We start from the raw sequence: 21,099 nt of genomic DNA, 5'->3' as shown, positions 1-21,099 counted from the left end.
CCGCGGCGCGTTTCCCAAAACCCCGGCGGGGATCGCGTGTCACGGGTCACACCATGTCAGGCGCGAGCGCACGGTAACCTTGGGCGTATGTGTGGAATCGTTGGCTATGTAGGCCGTCAGAACAAGACCTCGGGCGCGCACGGTGCCCTCGACGTCGTCCTCGAGGGATTGCGCCGCCTGGAGTACCGCGGCTACGACTCCGCCGGCGTCGCCGTCCTCACCGACACCGGCGTCGAGTCCCGCAAGAAGGCGGGCAAGCTGACCAACCTCATCGACGTGCTGCAGGCGGACCCGCTGCCCGAGTCGCTGACCGGCATCGGCCACACCCGCTGGGCCACCCACGGCGGCCCGACGGACCGCAACGCGCACCCGCACCTGGCCGACGGCGGCAACCTCGCCGTGATCCACAACGGCATCATCGAGAACTTCGCGGAGATCAAGAAGGAGCTGCTGGCCAAGGGCCACACGTTCCTGTCGGAGACGGACACCGAGGTCGCCGCCGCGCTGCTCGGCGACATCTTCCGCACCACCGGCCGCGGCGACCTGACCCTGAGCATGCAGGAGGCCGCCCGCCGCCTCGAGGGCGCGTTCACGCTCCTCGCCATCCACCGGGACCAGCCCGGCGTCGTGGTGGCCGCGCGCCGCAACTCGCCGCTCGTCGTCGGACTCGGCGACGGGGAGAACTTCCTCGGCTCGGACGTCTCCGGCTTCATCGACTTCACGCGCCGCGCCGTCGAGCTCGGGCAGGACCAGATCGTCACGATCACCCCCGAGTCCCACGAGATCACCGACTTCTTCGGGAACCCGGCCGAGGGCAAGGAGTTCCACGTCGACTGGGACGCCGCCGCGGCCGAGAAGGGCGGCTACCCGTCCTTCATGGAGAAGGAGATCCACGACCAGCCCGCCGCCGTCGCCGACACCCTGCTGGGCCGCGCCGACGCCCAGGGCCGCCTGACGCTCGACGAGCTGCGCATCGACGCCGCCGAGCTGAAGGACGTCACGAAGATCATCGTCCTGGCGTGCGGCACGTCGGCCTACGCCGGGTCCGTGGCCAAGTACGCGATCGAGCACTGGTGCCGCATCCCGGTGGAGGTCGAGCTCTCCCACGAGTTCCGCTACCGCGACCCGATCGTGGACGCCAACACCCTGATCGTCTCCATCTCCCAGTCCGGCGAGACCATGGACACGCTGATGGCCGTGCGCTACGCCAAGGAGCAGGGCGCCAAGACGCTCTCCATCTGCAACACCAACGGGTCCACCATCCCGCGCGAGTCCGACGCCGTGCTCTACACGCACGCCGGCCCGGAGATCGCGGTCGCGTCCACGAAGGCGTTCCTGGCGCAGATCACCGCCACCTACCTGCTGGGGCTCTACCTCGCCCAGCTGCGCGGGAACCTGTTCACCGGCCAGATCAAGGACATCCTCGCGGACCTGCACGAGATCCCGGCGCAGATCCAGGAGGTGCTGGACCGCGAGGGCGAGATCAAGGACCTCGCGCGGTCGATGTCCGACGCCGAGTCCGTGCTGTTCCTGGGCCGCCACGTGGGCTACCCGGTGGCGATGGAGGGCGCGCTGAAGCTCAAGGAGATCGCCTACATCCACGCCGAGGGCTTCGCCGCCGGCGAGCTCAAGCACGGGCCGATCGCCCTGATCGACGACGGCCAGCCGGTCTTCGTCGTGGTCCCGTCCCCGCGCGGGCGCCACTCGCTGCACTCCAAGGTGGTCTCCAACATCCAGGAGGTCCGCGCCCGCGGCGCCAAGACCCTGGTCATCGCCGAGGCCGGGGACGACGCCGTGCGCGACTACGCGGAGTTCGTCTTCTACGTGCCGCAGACCCCGACGCTGCTGATGCCGCTGCTGGCCACCGTGCCGCTGCAGATCTTCGCCTGCGAGCTGGCCACGGCCAAGGGCTTCGACGTCGACCAGCCGCGCAACCTGGCGAAGTCCGTCACGGTCGAGTAGTACCCCGGGGTCTCGACAGGCTCGACCGGCGAAGGCTGGTCGAGCCCGTCGAGACCCCCATCGTTGGTCGAGCCTGTCGAGACCCCGCTAAGCTATGGGCAATTGTTAGCAATCTCCACCCGAGAGGACGGCGGTGAGTCCCATGAGCCCGGACCAGTCCACCGCGCGCGTGGCGTCGGCGCGCGAGGTCGCCGACCGCATCCGCGAGGCGATCGTCCAGGGCGAGCTGGTTCCGCGCCAGCGGCTCGTGGAGGCGGACCTCGCCGACGACTACGGGTCCAGCCGCGGCAACGTCCGCGCCGCGCTGTCCGAGCTGACCGTCGAGGGCCTGATCGAACGGATCCAGAACCGCGGCGCCCGCGTGCGCGCGGTGTCGGTCGACGAGGCCGTGGAGATCACCGAGGTGCGGTCCGCGCTCGAGGCCCTCTGCGCGCGCAAGGCCGCCGAGCGCATCGGCGACCGCGACGTCGACGAACTGCGCGGCCTCGCGCGGCGCATGGAGGACGCCGTCCTGCGCGGCGACCGGGACGCCTACGCGCAGGGAAACAAGCGCCTGCACGCGCGCATCATCGAGATCAGCGGCCAGCACACGGCGGCGGCCATGATCGACCGCCTGCACGGCCAGGTCATCAGCCACCAGTTCCGGCTCTCCCGGCAGCCCGGGCGGCCCGCGGTCTCGCTCCCCGAGCACCTGGCTATCATCGACGCCGTCTGCCGGCACGATCCCGACGAAGCCGCCGAGGCCATGCGCCGGCACCTGGAGAGCGTCGCCGGGGCCATCCGCGCCGCGTCGGGCACCGCGGCGGACGCCGAGGACGACGGCGCCGCACTCTAGGCGCGCCGCGGTGGCGTCCGCGCCTCCACCGTTGACACCCACCTGAGATATTGCTAACAATCTAACTAGCAATAGATCAGGAGAGTGCCATGGCGCAACACCCCCAACCGTCCGAGCGGGCACGCGACCTTGTCCGCGGGGCGTACGACGTCCACGTCCACATCGCCCCGGACGTGATGAAGCGCCGGATCGACGACGTCGGGCTCGCCGCCCGCTTCGCCGAGCTGGGCATGGCGGGCTTCGTCATCAAGTCCCACTACGTGCCGACCGCCGAGCGCGCCGAGATCGTGCGGAAGCTCCAGCCCGGCGTCGACGCGCTCGGAGCCATCACCCTCAACGCCTCTGTCGGCGGCCTGAACCCCGTGGCGGTGGAAATCGCGGCCCGCGGCGGCGCGCAATTCGTCTGGCTGCCCACCGTGGACAGCACCAATCAGCGCAGCTGCCTGGCGGAGGAGCCCGAGGGCGCCGCGCCCCCGATGTGGGCGCAACTGCAGGAGGACCTGCGGGACGCCGGCATGGAGGCCCGCGCCGTCGACCTGTTCGACGCCGAAGGCGCCCTGCTGGCGCCGGCCCGCCAGGTGCTGGAGGTCGTCGCGAAGCACGACATGACGCTGGCGACCGGCCACCTGCACGCCGACGAGTCCGCGAACCTCATCCCGCACGCCGCGGACGCCGGGGTGCGCCGGATGGTCATCACGCATCCGGAGTTCACCTCGCAGCGCATGGTCCTGGACCAGCAGCGGGAGCTGGCCGCCCGCGGGGCCCTGCTGGAGCGGTGCCTCACCACGCCGCTCACCGGGAAGGTCGCCTGGGACGTGTGGTTCGGGCACATCCGCGACGCGGGCCCGGAGAACTCGGTGGTCAGCTCCGACCTGGGCCAGCCGTTCAACCCGCCCGTCGAGGACGGGATGGCCATCGCCGCGGACCTGCTGCTCGGACGCGGCTTCACCGAGGAGGAGGTCCGGCTCATGACCGTCCACAACAGCCGGTGGCTGGCCGGCGCCGAGCCGCTCGACGGCGCGCCGGCCCACCAAGCGGCCAAGCGCCCCGCCGTCGTCGGGGGGAAGGCGTGAGCGCCCCCGGCCAGCGGCTGCTGGTGGTCGGCGCGCATAGTGCCGACTTCGTCTGGCGCAGCGCCGGCGCGGTGGCCAAGTTCGTCCGGGGCGGTGGCGAGGCGCTCGTCGTCGCGCTGACCTATGGCGAGCGCGGGGAGTCCGGCGAGCTCTGGAAGGAGCCGGGACAGACGGAGGAGAAGGTCAAGGAGATCCGGCACGGCGAGGCGTCGCGGGCCGCGGAGATCCTCGGCGCGGGCTTCCGGGCGTTCGACCTCGGCGACTATCCGCTGGAGCCCACGGGTGCGGACACGGCCCGCCTGGCCGAGCTGATGCGCGACTTCGCCCCGACGGTGGTCCTGACGCACCCGGAGAAGGATCCGTTCAACCCGGACCACCCCGTCGCGTACCAGATGGTCCAGAAGGCGCGGCTCATGACCTCCGGCGCCGGCGTCGAGAGCGGGTTCAAGACCGCCCCGCCGTCGGAGTTCCTGGTGTTCGAGCCGCACCAGCCGGAGCTGTGCGGGTTCGTGCCGAGCGTGTTCGTGGACATCACCGACGTCTTCGAGCTGAAGAAGGCGGCCATGGCGGAGATGCGGGCGCAGCGCTACCTGCAGGGCTACTACGCCGAGCGGGCCGAGCACCGCGGCAACCACGCGCGCAAGGTCACGGCCAACAAGGACATCCGGCAGGCCGAGGCGTTCATGCGGCTGGTGCCGAACGTCGTCGGGTCGCTGTGACGGCCGCGGGGGAGTCCGTCGTCCCGGCGGAGCCCGGCGCCCCCGAGGACGACGCCGCGGCGGACCTGGTGCGCCGCCTCGCCGCGCTGCCCACCCCGAACATTGGCGACGCGATGGAGCGGCTCAACGTGGTCGACGGCGACATCCACCCGGTGTGGCGCGGGGCCCGGATGGCGGGCCGCGCGTTCACGGTCTACGTCGCCGGCGGGGACAACCGCGGCATCCACGAGGCCATCCCGCGGCTGGCGCCGGGGGACGTCCTGGTGGTCAACGGGCAGGGGATCGCCAACCGCGCGCTCATCGGGGAGCTGATCGCCGGCCGCGCGGCGGCCCGCGGCTGCGCCGGGTTCGTGATCGACGGCGCGGTGCGCGACGTCCGCGACCTGGAGGCGATGGGCTTCCCCGTCTTCGCGCGCGGGCTCAGCCCCGCGGGGCCGTACCGGAACGGACCCGCCCGGCTCGGTGTCCCGGTGGCGGTCGGCTCGGTCGTCGTCCGGCCGGGCGACATCGTCGTGGGGGACGACGACGGCGTCGTGGTGGTCCCGTTCGAGGAGGCGGCGGCCGTCGCGCGCGCCGCCGAGGACAAGCGCGACGCCGAGGCCAAGCAGAGGGCGGACATCGGCTCTTGACAGGTGGTTGAGCTTGTCGAAACCGAGCCTGTCGAAACCGGGCCTCGACAAGCTCGACCAGCGGCAGGCCGACCAGCTCGACCAGCGATAGCCCGACCCGCTTCCACCACCCAACCCGCACCACCGAAGGAAGGACCATCATGGAACCGAGCAACCTGCAGGAGATCCTGGACGCCGCGCCGCGCGGGCCGGTCGACCTGCTCCGCAACTCCCGGATCGGCGCCTACATCTACCCCGTCGTGGCGTCGGAGTTCACCAACTGGCGCACGGAGGTGCGCGCCTGGCGAGAGACCGCCGTCCTGTTCGACCAGTCGCACCACATGGACAACCTGTTCCTCAAGGGGCCCGGCGCGCTGAAGCTGATCTCCGACACCGCCATCAACTCGGTGGCCAACTTCCCGGTGAACCGGGCCAAGCAATACGTCCCGACGACGCCGTCGGGCCACGTGATCGGCGACGGCATCCTGTTCCGCGAGGCGGAGGAGGAGTTCGTGTACGTGGGGCGCGCCCCGGCGGCCAACTGGCTGCGCTTCCACGCCGAGACCGGGGGCTACGACGTCGAGGTGGAGGTCGACCGGCGCTCGCCGTCCCGCCCCATGGGCAAGCCCGTCAGCCGCAAGTACTGGCGGCTCCAGATCCAGGGGCCCAACGCCTGGCAGGTCATCGAGAAGGTCAACGGCGGCCCGGTGGACCAGCTGAGGTTCTTCCACATGTCCACCCTCGACGTCGGCGGCGAGACCGTGCGCACGCTCCGGCACGGCATGGCCGGCGCGCCCGGGCTGGAGCTGTGGGGCCCCTACGAGTCCTACGACCGGGTGCGGGAGACGATCCTCGCGGCCGGTGCCGAGTTCGGCCTGGAGCCCGTGGGGGCGCGCGCGTACTCCTCCAACACGCTGGAGTCCGGCTGGATCCCGTCGCCGCTCCCGGCGATCTACTCCGGCGAGGAGCTGCGCCCCTACCGCGAGTGGCTGGGCACCGACAGCTACGAGGCCAACAACGCCGTGGCCGGAAGCTTCGCCTCCGCGAACATCGAGGACTACTACACGACGCCGCACGCGCTGGGGTACGGCGGCTTCATCAAGGACGACCACGACTTCATCGGCCGCGACGCGCTGCTGGCGATGGATCCGGCGGCGCAGCGGCACAAGGTCACGCTGGCCTGGGACGACGCCGACATGGCCCGGATCCACGCGTCGATGTACGACCGCGCGAACCTGCCGTACAAGTTCTTCGACCTCCCGAACGCGAACTACGGCTCGTCGAACTTCGACTCCGTCATCGACGACGACGGCAAGGTCGTGGGGCTGTCCATGTTCACCGGCTACAGCGCCAACGAGCGCCGCGCGCTGTCCCTTGCGGTCGTGGACCCGGGCATCGAGGCCGGCCGCCGCCTGCGGGTGGTCTGGGGGGAGCCCGACGGCGGCACGCGCAAGACCACGGTCGAGCCGCACCGCCAGCTCGCCGTCGGCGTGGAGGTGTCCCCGGTGCCGTACTCCTCCGAGGTCCGGCACAACTACGAGGGCGCCTGGCGCCACGCGGGGTCGGTCTAACCGGGCCGGTCGCGGAGGGAAACGCCTCGGGCGCCCCGGTCCTCGCCGGGGCGCCGACCGGTTCGGGCGGGCGCGATGCAAAGGAGAACCCGCGCCCGCCCGCTTGGGGCGGCGGGCGCGGGCTCCCCGGTCCCTAGTGCCGCGGCTGCTCCTGCAGGATGCCGACGGTGTGCGTGTCCATGAACTCGCGCAGGCCCTCGAGCCCCATCTCGCGGCCGAACCCGGAGGACTTCACGCCGCCGAACGGGGCGCGTTGGTCCAGGTGCGCGGCGCCGTGGGTGTTGTGGAAGACGTACCCGGCGCGGAGCCGCGAGCCCACCGCGTGCGCCGTCGCGGGGTCCGCGGTCCACACGGACGCGCAGAGCCCGGCCCACGTGTCGTTGGCCGCCTCCACCGCCTCGTCCACGTCGTCGAACGCGATGATCGGGATGGCCGGACCGAACTGCTCCTCTGTGACGATCCTCAGCGCCGGATCTGGATCGAGCACCAGCGCGGGCCGCACGAAGTTCCCCGACGCCAGCTCCCCGTCGGGCAGCTCGCCGAACTCGCGGACCTCGGCGCCGGCCGCGCGGGCCTCCTCGATGAGGTCCACGACGTAGCGGGCCTGGTCCGGGGAGTTCAGCGGGCCCATCGTGGTGCCTGGGTCGGTGCCGCGGCCCAGGACCACCTTCTTCAGCCGCGCGGAAAGGCCCGCGACGAGCTCGTCGCGCCGGGAGCGGTGGACGTAGATCCGCTTGGCGTTCATGCAGATCTGGCCAGTCGTGTCGAAGACGCCGTGGAAGATGTTGTCCAGAGAGTCGTCGTCCATCGGGGCGTCGGGCAGGAACACGGCCGGGTCGTTGCCGCCGAGTTCGAGCGTCACGCGCGTGAGGTTCCGCGCGGCCATCCCCATGATGCGCCGGCCGCCGCCCACGCTGCCGGTGAAGCAGACCTTGTCGACGTCGGGGTTGTCCACGAGCGCCTCGCCGATGTCCGCGTCGCGCCCGGTGACCACGTTCACGACGCCGGGCGGCAGCTTCTCCGCGAAGCGCCGCACCATGCGCGCCGTCGCCAGCGGGGCGCTGGGCGGCGGCTTGACGACCGTGGTGTTCCCCGCAACGAGGGCGTAGGGGAGCGAGGCGCCGAGGATCGCGGCGGGCCAGTTGAACGGGACGATGATGCTGACCACGCCCAGCGGCTGGTACCGGACGGTGGACTCGACGGGCGGTCCCTCCAGAACGGTCGCCTCGTCCACCTGCGCGGCCAGGTCGCAGGCGAGACCGACCCGGTGGGCGAAGACGAAGAGGTCGATCGCGCACTCCTGCACGATCTTGCCGTTCTCGGCGGACAGCACGGCCGCGTCCTCCTCGACGGAGGCCAGGACCGCGGCGGCCGCTTCCCGGAGCAGCGCCGCCCGCTCGGCGGCGGGACGGGCGGACCAGGCGGGGAACGCCTCCCGCGCCGCGGTGACGGCGTCGAGCGCCTGCTCGCGGGTGGCTGCCGCCGCCCGGCCGGCCAGCGCGCCGGCGCGGGAGGGGTCCGGGACGTCGAACGTCTCCCCGGCGTCGTGGTCCGCGCCGCCGTAGTACAGGCCGGTGGTGGTCGCGGTGTCGGTGGGCGCTTGCTTGGTCATGACTGCTCCTTGTGGTGGATGGCGGTGGACCCCATGGCTTTAGCGCCGCGCGCCGTCGGGGACGGCGGCGGTGCTTTCCGAGGACGCGTCGTAGCCGCCGACCCGCAGCATCAGGATGGCGCCGAGGCTCAGCGCGCCGAGCGCCATCACGTAGACGGAGATCGGCGTCGAGGACCCGTACTGGGCGTAGAGGCTGGTGGCGATCAACGGGGCGAACCCGCCGCCGGCGATGGCCCCGATCTGGTAGGCGACGGACGTCCCGGAGTAGCGCACGTTGGTGGGGAACAGCTCGGCGATGAGGGCGGCCTGCGGGCCGGCCATCAGCGACTGTCCCAGCAGCACCAGCCCGAAGGCGAGCAGGATCAGCTCGCCGCTCCCGGTGTTGACGAGCCAGAAGAACGGGAAGGCGGAGAGCACCACCACCGCGGCTCCCGCGGCGAAGACCGGCTTCTGCGCGTACCGGTCCGCCAGCAGCGCGCCCATCAGCACGGTGACCAGGTGGATGATGGCGCCCCCGACGATGAGCCAGAGCATGGTCGGCTGCGGGATCCCCAGCACGCGGGTGCCGTAGGAGAGCATGTAGACGGAGTAGAGGTAGCCGATGGCGGGCGGGGCCACGGAGGCGAGCCCGGCCAGGACCACCGGCTTCCAGTGCCGCCGGAACAGCGTGCCCAGCGGGAAGCGTTCGACGGCGGCGGAGTCCCGTGCTGCTTCGAAGACCGGCGAGTCCTCCACACGCAGCCGCAGGTACAGCGCGACGACGATCAGCACCGCCGAGAACAGGAACGGGACCCGCCAGCCCCAGGAACGGAACGCGTCGGGGGCGAGGGTCGCGGTGACCGCGATGAAGACGAGGTTGGAGACGATGATGCCGACCGGCAGGCCCATCTGCGGGAACGAGCCGTAGAAGGCACGTTGCCGGCGGGGTGCGTACTCGACGGCCATGAGGACGGCGCCTCCCCACTCGCCGCCGACGCCCAGGCCCTGCAGAAACCGGAAGACCACCAGCAGCAGGGGCGCCCAGAAGCCGATCGCCGCGTAGTTCGGCAGCAGGCCGATCGCGACCGTGGCGCCGCCCATGACGAGCATCGTCAGGAGCAGCATCTTCTTGCGGCCCAGCCGGTCGCCGAAGTGCCCGGTCAGGAGTCCGCCGATGGGCCGGGCGATGAATCCCACCGCGAACGTGGCGAAGGCCGCGAGCGTCCCCGCGAGCGGATCCTCCGTCGGGAAGAACTGCGGGCCGAAGATCAGCGCCGCGGCCGCGCCGTAGATGAAGAAGTCGTACCATTCGATCGCGGTGCCGACGAAGCTGGCGCCGAGGACCTTGCGGCGCTCCGCCGCGGTCGGGATCCGGCCCCCGGGGGACGCGGGGGATTCGGGCGAGGCCTCCATGGCAAACCACCTTCCGCAGGAATCGCGATCAACGTATCTCCGCCCCCGGTGATTGTCAACAACTTTGATGGCAATCTGGCGGGCGGTGCGGGCTGGTGGGCTCCGGCGTCGTACCGGGTCCTAGTCCACCGGCGGGGTGCCGTGCGTGTGGAAGGTCTCGATGGTCTTCATGCCCCAGGCCTGGCCCTTGGCGCGCTCGGCCTCCGACCATTCGATGGGCCGCCAGTCGGGCGCCAGGATGAGCCGCGCGCCGGGGTTGCAGAACTCGATCCGATTGCCGCCGGGCTCGTAGACGTAGAGGAAGAACGTCTGCTGGATGGCGTGCTTGTGCGGGCCGGACTCGATGTGGATGCCGTTCTCGAGGAAGATGTCCGCCGCCTTGAGGATGTCCTCCCGGGTGTCCGTGGCCAGCGCGATGTGGTGCAGGCGGCCGCGGCTGCCGGTCCGGTCAGCCGAGTAGACCAGGTCGTAGCTCTTGTTCGTGAAGTTGAACCAGTGCCCGGCGATGTCCCCGCTGTCCAGCCGGATGTACTCCGTGGTCCGGGCGCCGAGCGTCTCCTGGGCGAAGGCGGCGATCCCCTCCATGTCGGAGGCCAGGTAGTTGACGTGGTCCAGCCGGCGGGCGTTGACGCCGCGCCCCGGGAACCTGTCCGCCTGGTTCTTCAGGGCCGGCCTGGCGTCGGGGTCCGGCTCGAACCACGCGGTGTCGTAGTAGAGGTCCATGGGATGGCCGTCGGGGTCCGTGAACGCGTAGGTGCGCCCGCGGCCGAGCTCGCCGTCGCGCCAGCCCTCGCCCAGGCCGGTGGCCTCGATGGCCGCGACGCGGCGCTGCAGCGCCTCCTCGCTGGCGGCGCGGAAGGCCACGCGGCCGACGCCGGCCTTCTCGCGCGCGGTGATCTTCAGCGTGTAGGGCTCATAGTCGTCCCAGGAGTGGACGTAGACGGAGTCGCCGGTGCGCCCCACCTCCCGCATGGCCAGCAGCTCCGTGAAGAACCAAAGCGTCTTTTCCGGCACCGGTGTGAAGAGCTCGATGGTGGAGAGGTGGGCGATGTCGCGCGGGTGCTCGGTCATGGTGACTCCTCGTCGAGATAGGTAGCTCGATTGCTAACCAAATCATAGACAATGCCCGGATCGGGTCACTAGAGGGGATTGGGCTCGTCGAGCGGGGAGGCGAGTTGAGCTTGTCGAAACCGAGCTTGTCGAAACCGAGCTTGTCGAAACCGGGTCTCGACAAGCTCGACCAGCAGTAGGTGGTTGAGCCTGTCGAAACCGAGCCTGCCGAAACCGGGTCTCGACAAGCTCGACCAGCGGATCGGCGCGGGTCTCGACCAGCTCGACCGGCATTAGGTGGTTGAGCCTGTCGAAACCGGGTCTCGACCAGCTCGACCAACGAGCGGGGTCTCGACCTGCCGGAGGGTTAGCCCATCAACGCGTCGAGCCCCGGGCCGTCGGACGGCGGCAGGATCGAGGCGTAGCGGTCGTAGATCGCCTGACGCGCTCGTCGGCCCGCCTCGGCGGCTTCCCCGGCGGCGATGGCTTCGAAGATCCCGCGGTCCAGCGCGGCCGATTCGGCCTCGGTGCGCTCGGTGGCGCCGGAGTCCTTGAGTTGCCTGGTGATCAGTTCCAGAATGGCCCCGGCCACGGCCCGCCCGCACATGGCCAGGAGGGCGTTGCCGCTGGCCTCCCACACCGTCAGGTGGAAGTCCATATCGGCGCGCGCGAAGGCCTCCGCGTCCTTGCCGACCTCGGCCTCCATGCGTTCCACGCAGGAGCGCATCTGTTCCAGCTGCTCGGCGGTGTGCAGCGTGGAGGCCAGGCGGCAGGCGGAGGAATCGAGGACCAGCCGGAACTGGACCAGCTCGGTCATCGACAGCGAGTCGAGCCGCACCATGGTGGCGAACGAGCGCGTCAGGGAGGCCGGCGAGGGCTCCAGGACCTTGGGCCCGCCGCGCCCGCCCGGCTTGGACTCGACGAGTCCCATGGACTGCAGGACACGCAGCGCCTCGCGGATGGTGGGGCGGGACACCGAGAATTGGACCATGAGTTCGCGTTCGGAGGGCAGGTGTTCGCCGGGCCGCACGGTGCCGGAGGTGATGGCGGACTCGATCTGCTCCACGACCCGCTCGTAGGTGCGGACCGGGACGGCCGGGGTGAACTGAGTCGTCAAGGTGCTCCCTCGGGATGGGGCTGATGCGGCTTTAGCCCACAGCATACGCGCCCGCAATTCGGTGCACTGGTCTTACCATCCCACTTGGTAGAAATATGCTCGCCTTTTGCTGTCGCATGAATCACAATGGGACGAGCGGTGGCCGGCATGTGAACGGAAACCCCGACAATGCAGCACTTGGACTTCGTACGAGCAAAGGACCGGACATGCCACTGGGAAGCCTCAGCAAGAAGAAACTGACTGTCCCGGCACTCGCCGCGGCCGCCGCGCTGGCGCTTGCCGGCTGCAACGCCGGCGCGGGAGCGGAGCCCGGCGCCGCCGAGGGCGAGGCCCAGACCGACATCGTCGTGGCCCTCACCGGCGAGCCGGTGAACCTCGACTTCACGACGACGGCCGGCGCCGCGATTCCGCAGGCCCTGATGTCGAATGTCTACGAGGGACTCGTGGAGGTCGACCAGGAGGGCGAGATCCAGCCGCTGCTCGCGGAGTCCTGGGAGCAGTCCGAGGACCGCAAGGACTACACGTTCAAGCTGCGCGAGGGCGTGACGTTCTCCAACGGCGAGGCCTTCGACGCCGAGGACGTCAAGTTCTCGATCGAACGCGTCCAGTCCGATGCGTGGGTCTCCGGCATGAAGGCCAAGATGGACATCGTCGACAAGGTCACGGTGGAATCACCCACGTCCGTCACGGTGTCCCTCAAGCAGCCGTCCAACGCCTGGCTGTTCAACATGACCACGCTCGTGGGAGCGATGTTCGACCCCTCCGGCGTGGAGGACCTGGCCAACGAGGCGATCGGGACCGGGCCGTTCAGCCTCGAGTCGTGGACCCGCGGCGACTCCATCAAGTTCGCGGCGCGCGACGACTACTGGGGCACGGCCCCGAAGGTGCAGAACGCGACGCTGCGGTACTTCGGCGACGCCGTGGCGACCACCAACGCGCTCCGCTCCGGCGACGTGGACGTCGTCTACAACATGCAGGCTCCCGAGCTGGTCAACTCCTTCCAGTCCGACGACGCGTTCCAGGTGCTCGAGGGCACGTCGAACGGCGAGATCGTCCTCTCGATGAACAACAAGGCCGCACCCTTCGACGACGTGCGGGTTCGCCAGGCGGTCATGCACGCCATCGACCGCCAGGCCGTCGTCGACACGGCCTGGAACGGCCTGGGCACCGTGGTCGGAGGACCGGTCCCGCCGACCGACCCGTACTACGAGGACCTCAACGGCGTGTACCCGTACGATCCGGAGAAGGCGAAGTCCCTCCTGAAGGAGGCCGGCGTCGAGAACCTCGACATCACCTTCACCGTCCCCACGCGCCCCTACGCCTCGGCCATCTCGGAGATCGTCGTTTCGCAGCTGAGCGACGTGGGCATCAACGCGACGATCGAAACCGCGGAGTTCCCGGCGGTCTGGCTGGACAAGGTGTTCACGCAGCACGACTACCAGATGTCCGTGGTGCTGGCCGTGGAGGCCCGCGACGTGCTGACCATGTTCAACAACCCCGACTACTACCTGGGATTCGACAACGAGGCCATCGCACCGCTGGCCGCCGAGGCCGACCGCGCCGACGAGGACGGCTACGTGGAGGGGATGCAGGAGGTCGTGCGCACCATCGTCGACGAGGCCGGGGCCGACACGCTCTTCATCTTCCCGAACGTCGTCGTCGCGAAGGCCGGCGTGACCGGCATCCCGGAGAACTCCGTGACGGAAGCCCTGGACCTGACCGACATCGGCTGGCAATAGGCGCACGGGAGGACCGCCCGCATGATTCCCAGAATCCTTAACAACGTGCTCAGGTTCGTCGTGACCTTCGTCGTCGCGACGGTCATGGTCTTCCTGCTGCTGCGGGCCGTGCCCGGCGACCCGGCGAAGATCGCCCTCGGCGAGCATGCGACGCCGGAGCTCCTGGCACAGATGCAGCGGGAATTCGGCACCGACAGGCCGCTGATCGTCCAGTACTTCGAATGGGCGGCGGGCCTGCCGTTCGGCGACTTCGGGATCTCCTACGTCACCCGCAGCGACATTTCCCCGCTCATCGCCGACCGCGTCCAGGTGTCGCTGATCCTGGTCGTGCTGGCGATGCTCCTGGCGCTGGTCATCTCCATCCCCTTCGGAACGCTGGCGGCGGTGCGCCACCGCCGCGCTTCCGGCGCCATCATCAGCGCCGTCAGCCAGCTGGGGATCGCGATCCCCGGGTTCCTGGCCGGCATCATGCTGGTGGTCGTCTTCGCCCTGGGGCTGGGGTGGTTCCCGGCCAACGGCTGGACACCGCCCGGACGGGACTTCGCCGACTTCCTGTCGCGCGTCACGCTCCCGGTCGTGGCCCTGGCATCCGTCCAATCGGCCATCCTCACGCGGTACGTCCGGTCCGCGGTCCTGGAGGTGATGAGCGAGGACTACCTGCGCACCGCGCGCGCCAAGGGCCTGTCTCCGATGAAGGCGCTGGTCAAGCACGGGCTGCGGAACGCGGCGATCCCGGTCATCACCGTCACGTCCGTGCAGCTCGCCGCGCTGATCATCGGCGCCGTGGTGATCGAGAAGGTCTTCGCGATCCCGGGCCTCGGCTCGATGCTGCTCGACTCGGTCGCCAACCGGGACATGCTCGCCGTCCAGTCGATCGTCATGGTGCTGGTCGGCATCACCTTGATCATCAACCTATTCGTCGACGTGCTCTACACGGTCGTTGACCCGCGTATCCGGAAATCGGCCTAGGGGGAAAGCTCGTGACGACTACGTCCACGCAAGCGATACCGACGAAGAAACGACGCCCCTGGGGCGGCAGCATGATCGCGGGCGCGGTCCTGGTGGGACTGGTGGTCGTGGCCGCCATCGTGTCCGTGTTCTGGACGCCGTTCGATCCGGTCCAGGCGATGCCGGCCGACCGGCTCCAGGGATCCAGCCCCGAGCACCTCATGGGCACGGACAAGTTCGGCCGCGACACGTTCTCCGCGATCCTCGCCGGCGCTCAGATCACGCTGCTCGTCGGGATCGTCGCCGTCGCCATCGCCCTCCTGGTCGGCACCCCGCTGGGCATCCTGGCCGGGATGAAGCGCGGCGCCACGGAAGAGGTCACCATGCGGTTCGCCGACGTCCTGCTGGCGTTCCCCGCGCTGCTGGTGGCCATCGTCTTCTCGGCCGTGTTCGGCGCCAGCACCGTGACCGCCATGGTGGCCATCGGCATCGGCTCGATTCCCGGGTTCGCCCGGGTGGCGCGCTCCGGCACCCTGCAGGTGATGAGCACCGAATACGTGCAGGCGGCGCGCGCCTCCTCGCAGCCCGGGCTGCGCATCGCGCTGCGCCACGTCATGCCCAACATCGTCGGGATGGTGGTCGTCCAGTGCTCCGTGACGTTCGGCCTGGCCGTCCTGGCCGAGGCGGCGCTCTCGTTCCTCGGCCTCGGCACCCCGCCGCCGATCCCCTCCTGGGGACGCATGCTGCAGACCTCGCAGGAGTTCTGGGGCACGCACCCCATGCTGGCCGTCTGGCCCGGCCTGGCCATCGCCGTCGCCGTCATGGGCTTCAACATGCTGGGCGACGGCCTGCGCGACCGGTTCGACCCGAAACTGAATGGAGAAGGCCGATGAGCACGCCATCGAGCGCCCCCGGCGAAAACCCGCCGAGTGGCGAGAACCTGCTCAGCGTCGAGAATCTGAGCATCGGCACCCGTGGATTCACCCTGGTCGAGGACGTGAACTTCGCGATGGCCAAGGGCGAGCGGATCGGACTGATCGGTGAATCCGGTTCCGGCAAGTCGCTGACCAGCACGGCGGTCATGGGCCTGTTGCCCGAGGGGCTGGAGGCCACCGGGTCGGTGACGCTCGCCGGGCACGACGCGAACTTCATCGGCGCGCCGGATGCGACGCTGCGGAAGATCCGGGGCCGGGACATGGCCATGGTCTTCCAGGAGCCGCTGACCGCGCTGAACCCGCTCATGCGCGCCGGCGCCCAGGTTGCGGAGATCATGCTGCAGCACAAGACGGTCGCCTCGCGCCGCGAGGCGCACGCGAAGGCCGTCGCCATGCTGGCCTCCGTGAAGCTGCCGGATCCCGCCGAGGCCGCGCGCGCCTACCCCCACCAGCTGTCCGGCGGGCAGCGCCAGCGCGTGATGCTGGCCATGGCGCTCGCGAACGATCCGTCCCTGCTGCTCTGTGACGAGCCGACCACGGCCCTCGACGTCACCGTTCAGCGCCAGGTCCTGGACCTCGTCCTGGAGTCGGTGATCCTGCGCGGCACCGGGCTCCTGTTCATCACGCACGATCTGGCCGTCGTGGCCAACATGTGCACGCGCGTCCTGGTGATGAACCACGGGCGCATCGTCGAGGAGGGGTCCACCGAGGACATCTTCTCCCGGCCGCAGCACGCCTACACCCGCGGGCTCCTGGCCGCGAGCGACCTGGAGGCCACGGACCGCGAGGGCAGGCTCTTCACCGTCGCCTCCTCGGCCGCGTACATCCCCCCGACGGTCGAGGAGGCCCGCGAACGGGCCGCCGCCGACGCGGCGACCGCGGCCGCGGCGCCGCCGGAGAACACGGGACCGGCCGTCATCAGCGTGCGCAACCTGGACCGGACCTACACGCGCGGCCGGGCATCGCTCTTCGGCAAGCCCACCGAGGTGCACGCGCTCAAGGACGTGACCTTCGAGGTCCCGGCCGGCGGACGCCTGGGCGTCGTCGGGGAGTCGGGGTCCGGCAAGACGACGCTGCTGCGGATCCTTGCGGGCCTGGACCGGCCGACGGACGGGTCCGTGGTCGTGGCCGGCAACGAGGTCGCCGGGGCGCGCGAGGCCGATCTCGTCCAGCTGCGCCAGGAACTGCAGATCGTGTTCCAGGACCCGATGGGTTCGCTGGATCCGCGCATGAAGGTCCTGGACATCGTGACCGAGCCCCTCCTGGTGCCGGGCCGCAGGGAGACCGCGGCGCAGCGCCGGCAGATGGCGGTCGAGATGCTGGAGGCCGTGGGGTTGGGCGCGGAGACCCTGGAACGGTACCCCCACCAGTTCTCGGGCGGGCAGCGGCAGCGCATCTCGATCGCCCGTGCGCTCATCTGCCGTCCCCGCGTCCTGGTCGCCGACGAGCCCGTCTCCGCGCTGGACGTCTCGGTGCGCGCTCAGGTGCTCAATCTCCTGGCCGACCTCGTCGAGCAGTACCAGCTGACCCTGGTGTTCGTCTCACACGACCTCGCCGTCGTCCGGCACCTGTGCGACCGCGTCGTCGTCATGCGCAGCGGCGAGATCGTGGAGGAGGGCGACACGGAAAGCGTCTACGCCGACCCGCAGCACCCGTACACCCAGAAGCTCGTCGCCAGTTCGCTGAACCTGCGCACGGAGGTTCTCGCCAAGGAATTGGTCGCCAACCGGCCAGAATGACCCGCGCCGCAGGGCGCACGAAGGAGTTCCCATGACCAAGCAGACGCTTGACCTTCCCGCGGCGGCCCTGGCCGAGCGCTTCGGCCACGGGCTCGACCCGCGCGAAGTCGCCGAGACGGCGCTTGCGAGGATCGCCGAGCGCGAACCCGTGCTCAACGCGCTCTACCACCACGACCCGGAGCAGGTGCGCCGCGACGCCGAGGCCTCCGCCCAGCGCTGGGCGTCCGGCACGCAGCTCTCGCCGTGCGACGGGATTCCGGTCACGGTGAAGGAGAACATCCCCCGCGCCGGCATACCCGTCCCCTCCGGAACCGCGGTGCCGAACCCGCCCGTCGCGGCCTCCAACGCGCCGGTCACGGACCGCTTGCTGGAGGCGGGAATGGTCATCCTCGGCTCCACGACGATGCCCGACTGGGGCATGCTCTCGTCCGGCGTCTCCTCGCTGCACGGCATCACGCGCAACGCCTGGGACCCCAGGCTCACGACCGGCGGATCGAGCGCGGGCGCCGGTGCCGCCGCCGCCGCGGGCTACGGACCGCTCCACGTGGGGACGGACATCGGCGGATCCATCCGCCTGCCCGGCACGTGGGCCGGCCTGGCCACCCTCAAGCCCAGCGTGGGGCTCGTGCCGCTGCACGCCCCGTACACGGGGCGCGCCGCCGGCCCGCTGGCGCGCTCGGTCGCCGACGCCGCGCTCCTGATGAGCGTCATCGCCCGTCCGGACGCCCGCGACTACACCGCCCGCCCCTATCCGGCCATGGACTGGTTCTCCGGACCGGCCGACCCCGCGGGGCTGCGCGTCGGCCTGCAGCTCGACGCCGGTTCCGGCGCCCCGGTGGATCCGGAGGTGGCCGCGGCCGTCGAGCGGGCCGCCGGACTCTTCGCCCAGGGGGGCGCCGCCGTCGTTCCCCTGGCCCCGTTCATGACCGCGGAGCAGCTGGCGGGCATCGACGCCTTCTGGCGCACCCGCTCGTGGGCCGACTACAGCGCCCTCGACGAGGCGGCGCGGGCCCTCGTGCTGCCGTACATCGCGCGCTGGTGCGCGGGGGGCAAGGACTACGACGGGATCCAGACCGTGCGGCACTTCCACCGCTTCGCCGAGGTGCAGGAGGCCACGCGCGCCGCCACCGAGCCCTTCGACCTGGTGCTGTCGCCGGTCGCGCCCATGGCGGCCTTCCCGGCGGAGGACCCGATGCCGGTCAACGACCCCGACCTGCCGATGGCGCACATCTCCTTCACCGTGCCCTACAACATGTCGGGTCAGCCGGCGGCGACCGTCAACTGCGGGTTCACGGGCGACGGGCGCACGATCGGGCTGCAGATCGCGGGCCGGATCGGCGAGGACGACCGCGTGCTGGCGGCCGCCGCATGGTTCGAGTCGGTCCGCGGGGACGCGGCGCCGGACTGGTCGCAGGTGGCGTAACCGGCGCGCCGGACGTATCGCGGGTGGCGTAGCGGGCTACGCCGCCCGCGCTAGGCCGGCGGCGTGAAGCGTCCGTCGATGGCGGTCCAGCCGCCGTCCACGGTCAGCGTCGAGCCCGTGACGAAGCTGGAGGCGTCCGAGCACAGGTAGACGACGGCGCCGGCGAGCTCCTCGGGGCGCGACCACCGGCCGAGCGCGCTCTTGCTGGCGTAGGCCTGGTACCACTCGGGGTCCGACTTGATCTGGGCCGTCAGCGGCGTCTCGACGACGCCCGGGGCGATCGCGTTCACCCGCACCCCCTGCGGGCCGAACTCCGCGGCCGCGGTCTTCAGGAGCTGCACGAGGCCCGCCTTGGTCGCGGCGTACACCCCCTGGCCGGGTTCCACCACCGTGGCGCGGATCGAGGCGAACCCCGTGATCGTGCCGCCGCCGCGCGCCGCCATCGCGGGGGCGAACGCGCGGATCAGGCTGAAGGAGGCCCGCAGGTTCAGGTTCACGACCCGGTCGAACTCCTCCATGGTGTAGTCCGCGATGCGCTTGCGCACGTTCGTCGCGGCGGTGAAGACCAGGGAATCGAGGTCGGTGTTCGCCGCGGCCGCTGCGGCGACCGATTCGACGTCGGTGACGTCGAGCCCATAGGCGCTGGCCAGGGAGCCGGCCAGCCGCGCGGTCTCGGCGGCGGCGTCGACGTTGCGGTCCGCGCACACGACGGCCGCGCCGTGCGCGGCCAGGGCCAGGGCCGATTCCCGGCCGATCCCGCTGCCGGCGCCGATGACCATGATCTTGCGTCCGTCGAGGCGGAACAGTGTGCTGTAGTCGATGCCGGTGTCCACGGCGGTCCTTTCCAGGGGTTGGGTGCTCTGCGTGCGCCGGGTCAGGCCGGGCGGATCATGGCCATGCGCGAGACGGTGAATTCCTCGATGGCCCAGCGGGGGCCTTCGCGGCCGACGCCGGAGTCCTTGACGCCGCCGTAGGGCATGATGTCGGACCTGAAGCCCGGGATCTCGTTCACGACGACCCCGCCCACGTCGAGGCGGTTGACGGCGGCGAACGCGTTGGCCAGCGATCGCGTGTAGACCGCGGCCTGGAGCCCGTAGCGGGAATCGTTGACCAGGTCGATCGCCTCGTCCATGTCGGCGACCGTGTCCAGGCAGACAACGGGTCCGAAGATCTCCTCGCACCAGAGCGGGGACTGGCGCGACACGCCCGTGAGTACCGTCGGGCGCACCAGCGCGTCCTCCCGTCCGGCCGGATCCCCGGGGACCCCGCCGGCCAGCTCGCGCGCGCCGTCGGCCAGCGCCTCGTCGACCCAGGCGTTGATCCGCGCGGCGGAGGCGGCGTTGATGACCGGGGCCACGCGGGTGGCCGGGTCGCGGGGGTCCCCGACGACCACTTCGGGGAGACGGGCGGCGAGTTTCTCGGCGAATTCGCCGGCGATGGCCTCCACGAGGACGACCCGCTGCACCGAGATGCATGCCTGGCCGTTGGCGTAGAACGCGCCGCGGATCACGGCGTCGACCGCGGCGTCGAGGTCCGCGTCGGCGTCCACGATCAGCCCGGTGTTGGAGCCGAGCTCCAGCACGGCCTTCCGCGGCGCCGCCGCGCGCGCGATCCGGTGACCGACGGCGGCCGAGCCGGTGAAGGAGACGACGGCCGTGCGGGGATCGTCGACGAGCGCCTCGCCCACCTCCGTGTCCCCGTTGACCAGCTGCACCGCCGCGCGGGGCAGGCCGTGCGCCGCCAGCACGTCGCGGATGACGTCGACCATCCACAGCGTGGCCAGGGGGGTGTCGGGGGAGGGCTTGAGGACGATCGGGCAGCCCGCGGCCAGGGCCGGCGCGATCTTGTGGCTGGCCAGCAGGACGGGGTAGTTGAACCCCGCGATGCCCACGACGACGCCGGCCGGGCGTCGGGTGAAGTAGCCCAGCATGCCGGTGCCCAGCGGCTGCAGGTCCAGCGGGACGGTCTCCCCGGTCATGCGGGTGACCTCGTCCGCGGCGGCCTGCCACGTGGTGAGCGTGCGCGCCACCTCGACCGCGCAGTCCACGGCCGGCTTTCCGGTCTCGAGCACCAGGAGCTCCTGGAGGCCGGCGGAGCGTTCGGCCAGGGCGGCCTGGATGTCGGTCAGGACCGCGCGACGCGTTCCGCTGCTGGCCGCCGCCACCGCGGGAGCCGCCGCGGCGGCGGCGTCCAGGGCCCGGCGGGCCATGGCCGCGTCGGCCACGGGGGCCCGGCCAATGACCGATCCGTCATAGGGGAAGAAGACATCCGACTGGGCCACGCACGGGGCGCCCGATTCGCCGACCGGCAGCGTCTCGGCCAGGTGGGCGGGAAAGGGGGAGCTGCTGCCCATCGGGCTTCTCCTGTTCCGGGCGC

General features: G+C 70.9%; 17 protein-coding genes. 11 read left to right on the top strand and 6 right to left on the bottom strand.

Annotated features, from left to right (window positions below; translation table 11 throughout):
- Positions 1 to 87: 87 nt before the first annotated feature.
- From glmS to ligM, 6 genes are all read left to right on the top strand, one after another.
- Positions 88 to 1,962 (top strand): glutamine--fructose-6-phosphate transaminase (isomerizing), encoded by a 1,875-nt coding sequence (glmS, locus tag ACETWP_RS05270; RefSeq protein WP_373971166.1) that lies wholly within the window; start codon positions 88 to 90, stop codon positions 1,960 to 1,962.
- A 142-nt stretch (positions 1,963 to 2,104) separates the two neighbouring features.
- Entirely contained in the window at positions 2,105 to 2,797 is a 693-nt protein-coding gene (locus ACETWP_RS05265; RefSeq protein WP_373971323.1) for a GntR family transcriptional regulator, read from the top strand.
- An 89-nt stretch (positions 2,798 to 2,886) separates the two neighbouring features.
- Positions 2,887 to 3,870, top strand: coding sequence for a DUF6282 family protein (locus ACETWP_RS05260; protein WP_373971165.1), 984 nt, complete (start codon positions 2,887 to 2,889; stop codon positions 3,868 to 3,870).
- A complete protein-coding gene (locus tag ACETWP_RS05255; RefSeq protein ID WP_373971164.1) occupies positions 3,867 to 4,589 on the top strand; it encodes a PIG-L deacetylase family protein in 723 nt (240 codons plus the stop codon). The genes ACETWP_RS05260 and ACETWP_RS05255 overlap by 4 nt, the downstream gene beginning before the upstream one ends.
- Positions 4,586 to 5,218: an RraA family protein gene (locus ACETWP_RS05250; protein ID WP_373971163.1), complete on the top strand. Its 633-nt coding sequence runs from the start codon at positions 4,586 to 4,588 to the stop codon at positions 5,216 to 5,218. The genes ACETWP_RS05255 and ACETWP_RS05250 overlap by 4 nt, the downstream gene beginning before the upstream one ends.
- 140 nt (positions 5,219 to 5,358) lie before the next feature.
- Positions 5,359 to 6,768 carry a vanillate/3-O-methylgallate O-demethylase gene (ligM, locus tag ACETWP_RS05245; protein WP_373971162.1) on the top strand — a complete coding sequence of 470 codons (1,410 nt, stop codon included), beginning with the start codon at positions 5,359 to 5,361 and terminating at the stop codon, positions 6,766 to 6,768.
- A gap of 133 nt (positions 6,769 to 6,901) precedes the next feature.
- Here the strand turns inward: ligM and ACETWP_RS05240 are convergent, their stop codons facing one another.
- The 4 genes from ACETWP_RS05240 to ACETWP_RS05225 all read right to left on the bottom strand — a co-directional run bounded on the left by ACETWP_RS05240 (position 6,902) and on the right by ACETWP_RS05225 (position 11,939).
- On the bottom strand, positions 6,902 to 8,380 hold the full coding sequence (locus tag ACETWP_RS05240) for an aldehyde dehydrogenase family protein (protein ID WP_373971161.1): 1,479 nt from the start codon (positions 8,378 to 8,380) through the stop codon (positions 6,902 to 6,904).
- 39 nt (positions 8,381 to 8,419) lie between these two features.
- Positions 8,420 to 9,772, bottom strand: a complete 1,353-nt coding sequence (locus tag ACETWP_RS05235) for an MFS transporter (protein ID WP_373971160.1) — start codon at positions 9,770 to 9,772, stop codon at positions 8,420 to 8,422.
- A gap of 120 nt (positions 9,773 to 9,892) precedes the next feature.
- Positions 9,893 to 10,843: a VOC family protein gene (locus ACETWP_RS05230; RefSeq protein WP_373971159.1), complete on the bottom strand. Its 951-nt coding sequence runs from the start codon at positions 10,841 to 10,843 to the stop codon at positions 9,893 to 9,895.
- A 346-nt stretch (positions 10,844 to 11,189) separates the two neighbouring features.
- A complete protein-coding gene (locus ACETWP_RS05225; protein WP_373971158.1) occupies positions 11,190 to 11,939 on the bottom strand; it encodes a FadR/GntR family transcriptional regulator in 750 nt (249 codons plus the stop codon).
- Positions 11,940 to 12,145: 206 nt separating this feature from the next.
- On the opposite strand from ACETWP_RS05225, the gene ACETWP_RS05220 reads away from it, so the two are divergent.
- The 5 genes from ACETWP_RS05220 to ACETWP_RS05200 all read left to right on the top strand — a co-directional run bounded on the left by ACETWP_RS05220 (position 12,146) and on the right by ACETWP_RS05200 (position 18,723).
- Positions 12,146 to 13,678, top strand: coding sequence for an ABC transporter substrate-binding protein (locus tag ACETWP_RS05220; RefSeq protein WP_373971157.1), 1,533 nt, complete (start codon positions 12,146 to 12,148; stop codon positions 13,676 to 13,678).
- 21 nt (positions 13,679 to 13,699) lie between these two features.
- Positions 13,700 to 14,647, top strand: a complete 948-nt coding sequence (locus ACETWP_RS05215) for an ABC transporter permease (RefSeq protein WP_373971156.1) — start codon at positions 13,700 to 13,702, stop codon at positions 14,645 to 14,647.
- A 71-nt stretch (positions 14,648 to 14,718) separates the two neighbouring features.
- Positions 14,719 to 15,519 (top strand): ABC transporter permease, encoded by an 801-nt coding sequence (locus tag ACETWP_RS05210; protein WP_373971155.1) that lies wholly within the window; start codon positions 14,719 to 14,721, stop codon positions 15,517 to 15,519.
- A complete protein-coding gene (locus tag ACETWP_RS05205; protein WP_373971154.1) occupies positions 15,516 to 17,300 on the top strand; it encodes a dipeptide ABC transporter ATP-binding protein in 1,785 nt (594 codons plus the stop codon). The genes ACETWP_RS05210 and ACETWP_RS05205 overlap by 4 nt, the downstream gene beginning before the upstream one ends.
- A gap of 31 nt (positions 17,301 to 17,331) precedes the next feature.
- The gene (locus ACETWP_RS05200) at positions 17,332 to 18,723 is read left to right on the top strand and encodes an amidase (RefSeq protein WP_373971153.1); all 1,392 of its coding nucleotides are present in this window, start codon (positions 17,332 to 17,334) and stop codon (positions 18,721 to 18,723) included.
- 50 nt (positions 18,724 to 18,773) lie between these two features.
- On the opposite strand, the gene ACETWP_RS05195 is transcribed toward ACETWP_RS05200, so the two are convergent.
- Positions 18,774 to 19,502, bottom strand: coding sequence for an SDR family NAD(P)-dependent oxidoreductase (locus ACETWP_RS05195; RefSeq protein ID WP_373971322.1), 729 nt, complete (start codon positions 19,500 to 19,502; stop codon positions 18,774 to 18,776).
- Positions 19,503 to 19,597: 95 nt separating this feature from the next.
- Entirely contained in the window at positions 19,598 to 21,076 is a 1,479-nt protein-coding gene (locus ACETWP_RS05190) for an aldehyde dehydrogenase family protein (protein ID WP_373971152.1), read from the bottom strand.
- Positions 21,077 to 21,099: the final 23 nt, after the last annotated feature.

The sequence above is a fragment of the Arthrobacter halodurans genome, assembly GCF_041877255.1.
GTDB lineage: Bacteria > Actinomycetota > Actinomycetes > Actinomycetales > Micrococcaceae > Arthrobacter_N > Arthrobacter_N halodurans.
Note: the sequence above shows the minus strand (reverse complement) of the source record. Positions and strands in the feature narration are given on the sequence as shown.